Source organism: Rhodoblastus sp. (assembly GCF_052145335.1).
Classification (GTDB): Bacteria; Pseudomonadota; Alphaproteobacteria; order Rhizobiales; family Beijerinckiaceae; genus Rhodoblastus.
Genome location: NZ_JBKQOU010000129.1, coordinates 1 through 9300, shown reverse-complemented (window position 1 = coordinate 9300; position 9300 = coordinate 1). Strand labels below are relative to the sequence as shown.

10 protein-coding genes and 1 tRNA gene are annotated in these 9300 nt (G+C 62.6%); 6 read left to right on the top strand and 5 right to left on the bottom strand.

All coding sequences use genetic code 11. The annotated features are described in order from the left end of the window. Position 1 precedes the first annotated feature (1 nt). A tRNA-Val gene (locus ACLP2E_RS09145) sits at positions 2-76 on the bottom strand. A 121-nt stretch (positions 77-197) separates the two neighbouring features. After that, positions 198-578, bottom strand: coding sequence for a cell cycle two-component system response regulator CpdR (gene cpdR / locus ACLP2E_RS09140; RefSeq protein ID WP_442462377.1), 381 nt, complete (start codon positions 576-578; stop codon positions 198-200). A gap of 254 nt (positions 579-832) precedes the next feature. Between cpdR and ACLP2E_RS09135 the strand changes: the two genes are divergently transcribed. The 4 genes from ACLP2E_RS09135 (at position 833) to ACLP2E_RS09120 (ending at position 4289) form a co-directional block, all read left to right on the top strand. After that, a complete protein-coding gene (locus ACLP2E_RS09135) occupies positions 833-1741 on the top strand; it encodes an N-formylglutamate amidohydrolase (RefSeq protein ID WP_442465724.1) in 909 nt (302 codons plus the stop codon). Positions 1742-2073: 332 nt separating this feature from the next. Next, positions 2074-2877 carry a histidinol-phosphatase gene (gene hisN, locus ACLP2E_RS09130; protein ID WP_442465723.1) on the top strand — a complete coding sequence of 268 codons (804 nt, stop codon included), beginning with the start codon at positions 2074-2076 and terminating at the stop codon, positions 2875-2877. Positions 2878-3092: 215 nt separating this feature from the next. Next, on the top strand, positions 3093-3995 hold the full coding sequence (locus ACLP2E_RS09125; RefSeq protein ID WP_442465722.1) for a fumarylacetoacetate hydrolase family protein: 903 nt from the start codon (positions 3093-3095) through the stop codon (positions 3993-3995). Between the two features lie 102 nt (positions 3996-4097). Further along, a complete protein-coding gene (locus ACLP2E_RS09120) occupies positions 4098-4289 on the top strand; it encodes a hypothetical protein (protein WP_442462373.1) in 192 nt (63 codons plus the stop codon). A gap of 68 nt (positions 4290-4357) precedes the next feature. Here the strand turns inward: ACLP2E_RS09120 and ACLP2E_RS09115 are convergent, their stop codons facing one another. Together ACLP2E_RS09115 and ACLP2E_RS09110 are read right to left on the bottom strand one after the other, a co-directional pair. Next, on the bottom strand, positions 4358-4849 hold the full coding sequence (locus ACLP2E_RS09115; RefSeq protein ID WP_442465721.1) for a DUF2721 domain-containing protein: 492 nt from the start codon (positions 4847-4849) through the stop codon (positions 4358-4360). 131 nt (positions 4850-4980) lie between these two features. Continuing rightward, positions 4981-5949 carry an alpha/beta fold hydrolase gene (locus ACLP2E_RS09110; protein ID WP_442465720.1) on the bottom strand — a complete coding sequence of 323 codons (969 nt, stop codon included), beginning with the start codon at positions 5947-5949 and terminating at the stop codon, positions 4981-4983. Between the two features lie 177 nt (positions 5950-6126). Here ACLP2E_RS09110 and ACLP2E_RS09105 point away from each other — a divergent pair, with 177 nt between their 5' ends. Then, on the top strand, positions 6127-6591 hold the full coding sequence (locus ACLP2E_RS09105; RefSeq protein ID WP_442462370.1) for an Hsp20 family protein: 465 nt from the start codon (positions 6127-6129) through the stop codon (positions 6589-6591). Positions 6592-6642: 51 nt separating this feature from the next. Here the strand turns inward: ACLP2E_RS09105 and ACLP2E_RS09100 are convergent, their stop codons facing one another. Further along, entirely contained in the window at positions 6643-7140 is a 498-nt protein-coding gene (locus ACLP2E_RS09100; RefSeq protein ID WP_442465719.1) for a hypothetical protein, read from the bottom strand. 539 nt (positions 7141-7679) lie between these two features. On the opposite strand from ACLP2E_RS09100, the gene ACLP2E_RS09095 reads away from it, so the two are divergent. Beyond that, positions 7680-9300: glutamate synthase central domain-containing protein (locus ACLP2E_RS09095; protein ID WP_442465718.1), on the top strand; the 1621-nt coding region annotated here is incomplete at its 3' end.

Here is a 9300-nt window from a genome sequence, read left to right as displayed (position 1 = left end):
ATGGTGGGCGCGACAGGGATCGAACCTGTGACCCCTACGATGTCAACGTAGTGCTCTCCCGCTGAGCTACGCGCCCGAAACCGGTTTTTACTGCCGGCCCGTCAAGGGTGGACGGTGTATATCGATTCGCAACCGTGGGCGCAACCCATTGGCTGAAGGAAAAGCGACCGAACAGAAAATCGGCTAAAAGGTCGCGGTCAGGCCGCGAGAAGCCGCGTCACCTCGTTGACCAGATCCTTGAGATGGAAGGGCTTCGACAGTATTTTCGCCTGCCGGGGCGCCTGGTTGTCGGGGTTCAGCGCGACCGCGGCAAAACCGGTGATGAACATCACCTTGATGTCAGGGTCGAGTTCGGTGGCGCGGCGGGCCAGTTCGATTCCGTCCATTTCGGGCATGACAATGTCGGTCAGCAGCAATTCGAACGGTTCCTCGCGCAGCCGATTATAGGCCGCGAGGCCGTTGTCGAAGGAAATGACGGAATAGCCGGCGTTCTGCAGCGCCTTGACGAGAAAACGACGCATGTCGTTATCATCTTCCGCCAGCAGGATTTTTACCGATTGATCTGGGTGGTCGTTCATGGCGCCCTCGTTCTTGCCCATCGATAAAGAACCATCGTGGTAAAAAACAGGTGAAAATTCGCTGAAACTCCGAAAGAAGTTAATCGGCCCGCAGCCGCCCTGCGGCGCGAAGCGAAAGCCAGCTTATGGACAAATCGCCGTTACGGGGTCATTCTTGCACCCTGCCTTGCAAATTGCAGGAAAAATCCGACATTTTCGTTTTGGAAAAGGCTGGTATTCTAGCCTAAGCAACGGCTCGGGGACTGGAAAAAGCGATGCAAGGTTCTGCCTCGAGCGAAAGGCGTGGCGCGCCCTGCGAGACGATCGAGCCTGCGCGGCTCGAGTCGCCGCTGGTGTTCTCCTCGCCGCACTCCGGCGCTTTCTATCCTCCGGAGTTTCTCGCCGCCTCGCGGTTGGAGATTCGCGCCCTGCGCAGTTCGGAAGACGTGGCGGTCGACGACCTGTTCGCCGCGGCCCCGAATCATGGGGCGCCGCTTTTGCGCGCGAAATTTCCCCGCGCCTTTCTCGACGTCAACCGCGAATCCTTTGAACTCGACGCCAAGCTTTTCGACCAGCCCCTTCCCGCTTACGCCAATACGCGATCGCTGCGCGTCGCCAGCGGCCTGGGCGCCATTCCCCGTGTGGTCGCCGAGGGCCAGGCCATCTATCCCGATCGGATTTCGCTGGCCGAAGGCCTCGATCGTATCGAAAAGTTGTACAAGCCCTATCACGCTGCGCTGGAGGCGTTGATGACGCGGGCGACGCAAAAATTCGGCGGCGCCGTGCTCGTGGATTGCCATTCCATGCCCTCGCGCATGCCGACCGGCGACGCTCGACGCCCTTACGAGCCGATTGCAGCGGACATCGTCATCGGCGATCGCCACGGCGCCAGCTGCGATCCGGCGATTTCTCACCGGATTCACGCCATTCTGTCCGGCCTCGGCTATCGAGTCGCCCGCAACAAGCCCTACGCCGGCGGTTTCATCACCGAAAATTACGCGGTCCGCGCGCGCAATCGCCACGCGGTGCAGATCGAGATCAACCGCGCGCTTTATCTGGATGAAAAGACCCTGGAGCGTGGGCCGGATTATGCGCGCGTCAAAGCGGATATGAGCCGGCTGATAGCGGAAATCGCGCCCGGACGCGAAATGCCGGGCTCCCATTGGCGCCAGGCTGCGGAATAAAATCCGGAACCGAACGCCGCAAAAAACGACCGCCGACAGAGGTCAGCGGCCAAGTCTGGGGAGGAAACGCCCAAGGAGGGCATGTGCAGCAAATCAGCGCCGCACTAAAAGAGTATGCAGTTGCGCCGCACAAAAGGCAAGAATTTCCGCAGACCGCCCTCAAGACCCTAAGTTCATGATCCTGATAGGATTGCTCCGAAAAAAAGCCTCCGCGCCGGGGCCCGGCGGCCGATTCCGCAATTGCGTTGCGCCTGTGCAACATGCTTTGTTCGAACAAGGCCGCGCTCACGCGGGCGAAGACAGAAGCGCGCGCAAATGCAGGAGCGGCGGCAATGACGGCGGTGGATTTCGTCCCTTTCGTGGAGCGCTTGGCCAAGCTGTCGGCCGAAACCATCATGCCGTTCTTCCGCACCACTTTCGCCATGGAGGACAAATCCGGCGGCGGCGTGTTCGATCCGGTGACCGAGGCCGACCGCGCCGCGGAATCGGCGATGCGCCGGCTGATAGGAGAGGTTTTCCCGAATCACGGCGTGATCGGCGAGGAATTCGGCGCTTATGCGGCCAATTCCGAATATGTCTGGGTGCTCGACCCGATCGACGGCACGAAGAGCTTTATTTCGGGCCTGCCGCTGTGGGGCACTTTGATTGGCCTGCTGCACAAGGGCGCGCCCTGCTACGGAATGATGAACCAGCCTTTCACCCGTGAAAAATTCTATGGCGACGGCCGCGCGGCGCACTGGGAGGGACGCGGAGCGGACGGCGTCCCAGCGACGCGGCGGCTGCTCGTGCGCCCCTGCGCCAGCATCGACCGCGCGACCTTGATGACCACATCGCCGAAACTCATCCCCGAGGCCTTGCGCCCGCGCTACGAATTTCTGGAGGCGAAGACGCGGCTGACCCGTTACGGCGGCGATTGCTACGCTTATTGCATGCTCGCCGCCGGCCACGTCGATCTGGTGGTCGAGGCCGGGTTGAACGCTTATGACATCGTCGCGTTGATCCCGATCATCGAAGGCGCCGGCGGCGTTATCACGAATTGGGAGGGCGGCGACCCCTCCAAAGGCGGCGCCATTGTCGCCGCCGGCGACAAACGCGCGCATGAGCAGGCGCTGGCGGCGTTAAGGGAAGGCGCCTGAAGCGTTTTTTTGTGAGAGAGCAAGAACCGGGCGCCGGTCCAAGGACGTTCCTGCGTTTGACCGACGTTCGAAGTTATTTTGGGGAGACAGCAATGCGGACGCGCCGTTCGTTGCTCCAAACTGCGGGCCTGACCGCCGTGGCGGCCGTGACCCCAATAGCCGCACAAGCCGGATCAACAAAGGAATCGCTCATGCCAAGTCCTGGAGCCGAAAACATGCCGCACGGCCTTATCCTGCTCGCCCTCAAGCAGGACGACGGCGCTGAAACGCTGGGGATCAAGACCGCTTCCGGCGTGCTGGATGTCGCCAGGGCCAATGCGATCCTGAACATTTCCGCGCCGGTCACGCTGGAGGAAATGCTGCGGTCGGGCGGCGCCAGCGCGCTCGATGCGCTGGCGAAATCCGCCGACGCGCCGGAAGCGCGGGGCGCATTGCTCGACGAAGCAAAAATCACTCATGGCCGGCTGTTCGCCCATCCGGGCAAGATCATCTGCGTCGGGCTGAACTACCGCACCCACGCCGAGGAAACCGGCATGGCGCTGCCCAAACAGCCGATCCTGTTCAATAAATACAATAACGCGCTGACCTCGCATGAAGCGACGATCACGCTGCCGCCGCGTGACGTCTCCTACAAATTCGATTACGAGACCGAACTGCTGGTGGTGATCGGCAAGACCGCCCGCAACGTCAGCGAGACCGAGGCGCTCGACCATGTCGCCGGCTACGCCATCGGCCATGATTTCTCGGCCCGCGATCTGCAGATCGAGACCGGCGGCCAATGGATGGTCGGCAAGACGCTCGACGGCTTCGCGCCGGTCGGGCCCTGGTTCGTCTCGGCCGATCTCGTCGGCGATCCCAACAACCTCGCCATCGAGACCCGCGTCAACGGCGAGGTCCGCCAGTCGGACAACACCAGAAACTTCATTTTCAACCCGCAGGTGCTGATCGCCTATATTTCCCGGCTGTTCGCGCTGGAGCCCGGGGACATCATCTTCACCGGCACGCCGTCCGGGGTGATCCTTGGCATGCCGAAGGAAAAGCAGGTGTGGCTGAAGGCCGGCGACAGGATCGAAAGCCGAATCGAAAAACTGGGCGTGCTGAAATTCAATCTGGCGTAAGTTTGCCGTCGCGCTTTTTCTTGCCAATTATCCTTCACCTCGGCAACAAACGCGGCCGATGGTGGTTTTGAAAGCATTGGCGCTTAAACAAGGAGGTCGCCCGTGCTCACGCTCCTGATTGGAATCCTGATTACCGTCGTCGTAGGCGCAATCTTGTTTTGGGTGATCGATCGATTTTGTACCGAAGCGCGGCTGGCGCAGCTTCTCAAGTTGCTGGTGGTGCTGGTCTGTCTGGGATCGATCATATCCCGCGTGTATCCGATGCTTGGCGGAGACTCTGCTGCCGTGCCCTGACAGGCGCGGGTGAAACCGCTCGCGGTCCTGGAGCGTCGCCCATGCCTTTGCCGCCGTCCTGATAGAGTCTATGGGGAAGTTTTTTTCTTGAGCGGCAGGTATGGGCGGTGAGCAAAGCCGTCGCCGATCAACCTGTGGCTGAAGCTGCCCTTGTGGCTCAAGCGCACTTCGCGCGCGAGATAGATCAATGCCGTGGTAAAGAGACCCATGGCGATGATGAACAGCACCGCCGCCCCGATCTCATGTTGAAATTTCAGCAGAGCGCTCGTGAACATGATGATGACCAGCATGCAGGTGCAGATGCCGCTGCCGACCGCCCAAAAAATGGCTCTATACATGAAATGTGCGCGCAGCGTCAGGTCCGGCAACTCAATATTAAGGTTGGTCGCACCGGAATTGTTCTCCGGCGACCCGCTGATCGAATGGTATCTGTCGGCAACCCGGTTCAAGCGGGTGATTAAAACCGATACAGTCGACGCCACCGCGCTTAGCAGGAATGCGGGCGCGGTCACTTGCGAAATCACGGTCGAAAGCTGGATGACGCTGAAGGCTTCGGTCATGATTCAACCTAACTCCATAGCACGACCAAGTTACTGAGGAAGCGGACGCTTTTGCCGTCGACCTTACGCCAGTTCGACGAAAGCGCGCAACGCCATGGATCGCGCACGACCAGGGCCTGTTCAGGACGCCCTCACCCCGCCGCCGTCGCCGCCTCGTGCAAAAACGGCTCGCCGGGCGCAAAGGCGTCGAAGGCGGCCCAGAATTTGGCCCTGATCTCGTCGCGCTCCATCAGGATTTCGTGGCGCGCGTCGGTCAGCACCAGGCAGTCGGCGATTTTCAGCTTTTTCGTGAAACGCTCGATCGCCGGCGTGGAAACAAGCCGGTCGCCGCCCGCCGCCACCAACAGCGCCGGAACCTTGATCCCGGCGGCGAAATCGCGCGAGCCCAGCCTTTCCATCAGCAGAAAAGCCTCATGCGCCCAGCCGATGGTCGGATCGCCGATGCCCAGCGCCGGCGAAAGGTCGAGAATTTGCGCCGCGCGGCGGTAACGCCGGGGGTCGGAGGTCAGGATATTGCCGGCGAAGGGTTTTTGCGCCAGCGCGCGCGCGCCGCCGCCGGGGATGAACAACCGTCGCAGTCCGAGCGCGCTGAACGCGCCGGCGGTGTTCCGCGCGAGATTGGAGCCGGCAAAACCGCACAGGCCAAGCATGGGGGCGATGCCGACGATGCGCGCGAAGGACGCGTCTCCCGCGCCGGCGTAATCCAGCACCGCCGCCGCGCCCATGGAATGCGCCAGGGCGAACCAGGGCTTGGGGCATTCGGGCGTCAACAGCTGGCTGACGAAAGCGTCGAGATCGAGCCGGAAATCGGTGGAGCGGCGGAGATGGCCCCTGGCGCGGTTGCGCAGCAGGCGTTGCGAAAGCCCCTGCCCGCGCCAGTCGAAGGCGGCGACGACGAAACCTCGCGCCAACAACTCGCCGATCACCTCGTAATATTTCTCGATGAATTCGGCGCGGCCCTGGACAAGCGCCACCGTGCCTCGCTGAAAACCTTCAGGGCGCCAGACGGCCGCGCGCAGTTCCACGCCGTCGCGGGCGCGCACCCCGACGACCTTTACGCCAGGCGGACAGGGATTGGCGGGCGTGTCGATCAATTCCATCGCTGAACCGTATAAACCATCGAGCTGAAAAATCGCACAGAAAGCCCGCCAACAAAACTCTTGAAAAGAATTTTGCCGGCGCCCATCTCCCCGTTAGCGCGGGCCAATGTCGGACGCGCTCACGGCGCGGCCCCGCGAAGGGGCCGGCCGCATGTCGCTTCAAATGGAGGATATGCCATGCGTCAATTTGATCTGTCTCCCCTGTATCGATCCACCATCGGCTTCGACCGGCTGTTTTCGCTGCTCGACCAGGCCGGCGGCCAGGAAGCCGCCGCTGTCGCCTATCCGCCCTATAATATCGAGCGGACGGGCGAGAACGCCTATCGGCTGACCTTGGCCGTCGCCGGTTTCGGCGAAAGCGAATTGTCGATCGAATCGCGCGAAAACGCCCTGACCATCAAGGGCGCGAAAGAGACACGCAAGGAAAGCGAGGCCTCGGAAATGCTCTACCAAGGCATTGCCGCGCGCGCCTTCGAGCGCCGCTTCCAGCTTGCCGACCATGTCCAGGTGACAGGCGCCCGGCTGGAGAACGGCCTGCTGCATGTCGACCTGGTGCGCGAAATCCCCGAAGCCCAGCGTCCGCGCCAGATTCCGATCGGCGCCGGCGGTCCGCGCCCGGTGGAGGCGCCCAAGGCGGCTTGATCGAAGGGAGATAGGCGATAGCGAATGGAACGGGCGCATCCAGCGCCCGTTTTATTGCGGCAGCGGCTCGATTTTCGGCGCGCCGGGGGGATGGAGCGGCTTGATCGGGCTGAGCGCCGCATCGGCGGGGGCCGGATCGGCCGTCGAGGAATGCGGCGGGGTGTCGGCCGGGGCGGACTTGCTCGGCTTGACCGACGCCACCGTCGGCTCGACCGGCGTAAGTTCCGGGAGATCGTCGAGACCGTCCAGACTATGGCGCGGCGCCGGCAGCGGCCGACCCGGCGAGGCCAGGTCGTCATAAGTGTCGTGGCGCCTCTCTGCGGACCGGCGCCGGGCTTTTTCCGGCGCACGCGGCGTTCGCGCGCCCTCACGCGCCGGAGCGGGGTCAACGTGCGGCGCCGTCGCCGCCTTTACCGGCGGGCGCGGCGGCGGGTCCCAGGGGAAACGGATTGGCTCGGCGCGCGAGGGCGCGCCGACGCCGAGCGTCAGAGCCGAGAGGCAGAACGCCGTTCCGCATCCCAAAACCTTGGTCCGCGAAGCCCAAGCCATTGTCGGTTTCAATTTTTAATCCCTTGCGAATCCCTTGCCGCTATTCTTTATGCCACATAAAATCGTAAAAAATCATTGGTGAAAAATGCGGCGGCGGCGTCCCGCGATCCCGGTTTGAAATCAAAAAAAGCCGAAAATTGCGGCGCCTCCCGCCGACCGCCGCCCGCCCTTGCGGCGCCGCCGGGGCAAATCGTTTAAAAAATAGAAAACTTTCGCCCGGAGCCCGATTTGCGCGGCTTTGTCCGCTTGTGTGGCCGGTGCTAATCTGGCAATGTCGCGCCAAAATAGGACAGCTATGCTGACCATTTATGCCCTTTCCCACTGGCGGCGCCCGGTGACAGGCGGCAAGGGGTGGCCATCGGAGCATAGGCAAGACGCCCCGCCTCCGATAAATTGCGGTCGAATTGAACGGGCAGGATAAACGGGACATGATCGAGCAGCACAGGTCGAGTGTTTTTGGCGCGCCGTTTTCGCAACAAAGCGACAGCGCGCGAAAAAGCGCTGGCGCCGAGCTTTCCTCGCAGGCCGGAGTTGAAACGATGGATCGAGTTTACACTGCCGCCAACGGCCTGCCCCCGGCCCAGGGCCTTTATGACCCGCGCAACGAACATGACGCCTGCGGCGTCGGCTTCGTCGCCAATATGCATAACGCCAAGTCGCACGACCTGGTGGCGATGGGCCTGCAAATCCTGGTCAATCTCGACCATCGCGGCGCGGTCGGCGCCGATCCCAAGGCTGGCGACGGCTGCGGCATGCTGTTGCAGATCCCCCATCGCCTTTTCGCCGAAGAGGCGGTCCGGCTCGGTTTTGCTTTGCCGGAGCCGGGGCTTTACGCGGTCGGCGCGCTGTTCCTGCCGCGCGACCCGGAAGCGCGGAAGATCATCGAACAGACTTTTGAGGAGATCGTCGCCGAGGAGGGCCAGGTCGTGCTCGGCTGGCGCGACGCGCCAGTCGATCCGAGTGTGCTCGGCGAGACGGTCAAGCCGGCCGAGCCGGTCCATCGCCAGATTTTCATCGCCCGCGGCGCCGACACGCCCGACCAGGAAGCCTTCGAGCGCAAGCTTTTCCTGATCCGCAAGCGGGTGTCCAACGCCGTCTACGGATTGAAGGAAGAGCGCATGCGGGGATGGTATCCCGTGTCGCTGTCCTCGCGCACCATCGTCTACAAGGGGCTGCTGATCGCCACCCAGCTGGGCAATTATTTCGCCGACCTGCGCGATCCGCGCGTCGAGACGGCGATCGCTTTGGTGCATCAGCGCTTCTCGACCAACACTTTCCCATCGTGGCAACTCGCCCATCCCTACCGCATGGTGGCGCATAACGGTGAGATCAACACGCTGCGCGGCAATGTGAACTGGATGGCGGCGCGCCAGGCCTCGGTGGCCTCGCCGCTGTTCGGCGACGACATTTCCAAGCTTTGGCCGATCTCCTACGAAGGCCAATCCGACACCGCCTGTTTCGACAACGCCCTCGAATTCCTGGTGCAGGGCGGCTATTCCATGGCCCACGCCATGATGATGCTGATCCCGGAAGCCTGGACCGGCAATCCGCTGATGGACAAGGAGCGACGCAGTTTCTACGAATATCACGCGGCGCTGATGGAGCCGTGGGACGGCCCGGCCGCCATGGCGTTCACCGACGGACGCCAGATCGGTGCCACGCTCGACCGCAACGGACTCCGGCCCGCGCGCTATTTCGTCACCGACGACGGCCTCGTCGTGCTCGCCTCCGAAATGGGCGTGCTGCCCGTTCCCGAGGAATCCATCGTCGCCAAGTGGCGCCTGCAGCCCGGCAAGATGCTGCTGGTCGACTTGACCGAGCATCGCATCGTCTCCGACGACGAGCTCAAGCAGACGTTGTCGCGCGCCAATCCCTATCGGCAGTGGCTGGAAGAGACCCAGATCGTGCTCGAAGAGCTCAATCCGGTCGAGCCGCGCGCCTCGCGCACCGACGTCTCGCTGCTCGATCGCCAGCAGGCCTTCGGCTATTCCCAGGAAGACCTCGCCTTCCTGATGTCGCCGATGGCGACAACCGGCCAGGAGCCGGTCGGCTCGATGGGCGCCGACACGCCGATCTCGGCGCTGTCGGACAAATCGAAGCTGCTCTACACCTACTTCAAGCAGAACTTCGCCCAGGTGACCAACCCGCCGATCGATCCGA

What these genes read in the sequence shown, in the direction of transcription:
- cpdR (WP_442462377.1), bottom strand. Translation starts at nt 578, where the DNA reads ATGAACGACCACCCAGATCAATCGGTAAAAATCCTGCTGGCGGAAGAT.
- ACLP2E_RS09135 (WP_442465724.1), top strand. Translation starts at nt 833, where the DNA reads ATGCAAGGTTCTGCCTCGAGCGAAAGGCGTGGCGCGCCCTGCGAGACG.
- hisN (WP_442465723.1), top strand. Translation starts at nt 2,074, where the DNA reads ATGACGGCGGTGGATTTCGTCCCTTTCGTGGAGCGCTTGGCCAAGCTG.
- ACLP2E_RS09125 (WP_442465722.1), top strand. Translation starts at nt 3,093, where the DNA reads ATGCCGCACGGCCTTATCCTGCTCGCCCTCAAGCAGGACGACGGCGCT.
- ACLP2E_RS09115 (WP_442465721.1), bottom strand. Translation starts at nt 4,849, where the DNA reads ATGACCGAAGCCTTCAGCGTCATCCAGCTTTCGACCGTGATTTCGCAA.
- ACLP2E_RS09110 (WP_442465720.1), bottom strand. Translation starts at nt 5,949, where the DNA reads ATGGAATTGATCGACACGCCCGCCAATCCCTGTCCGCCTGGCGTAAAG.
- ACLP2E_RS09105 (WP_442462370.1), top strand. Translation starts at nt 6,127, where the DNA reads ATGCGTCAATTTGATCTGTCTCCCCTGTATCGATCCACCATCGGCTTC.
- ACLP2E_RS09100 (WP_442465719.1), bottom strand. Translation starts at nt 7,140, where the DNA reads ATGGCTTGGGCTTCGCGGACCAAGGTTTTGGGATGCGGAACGGCGTTC.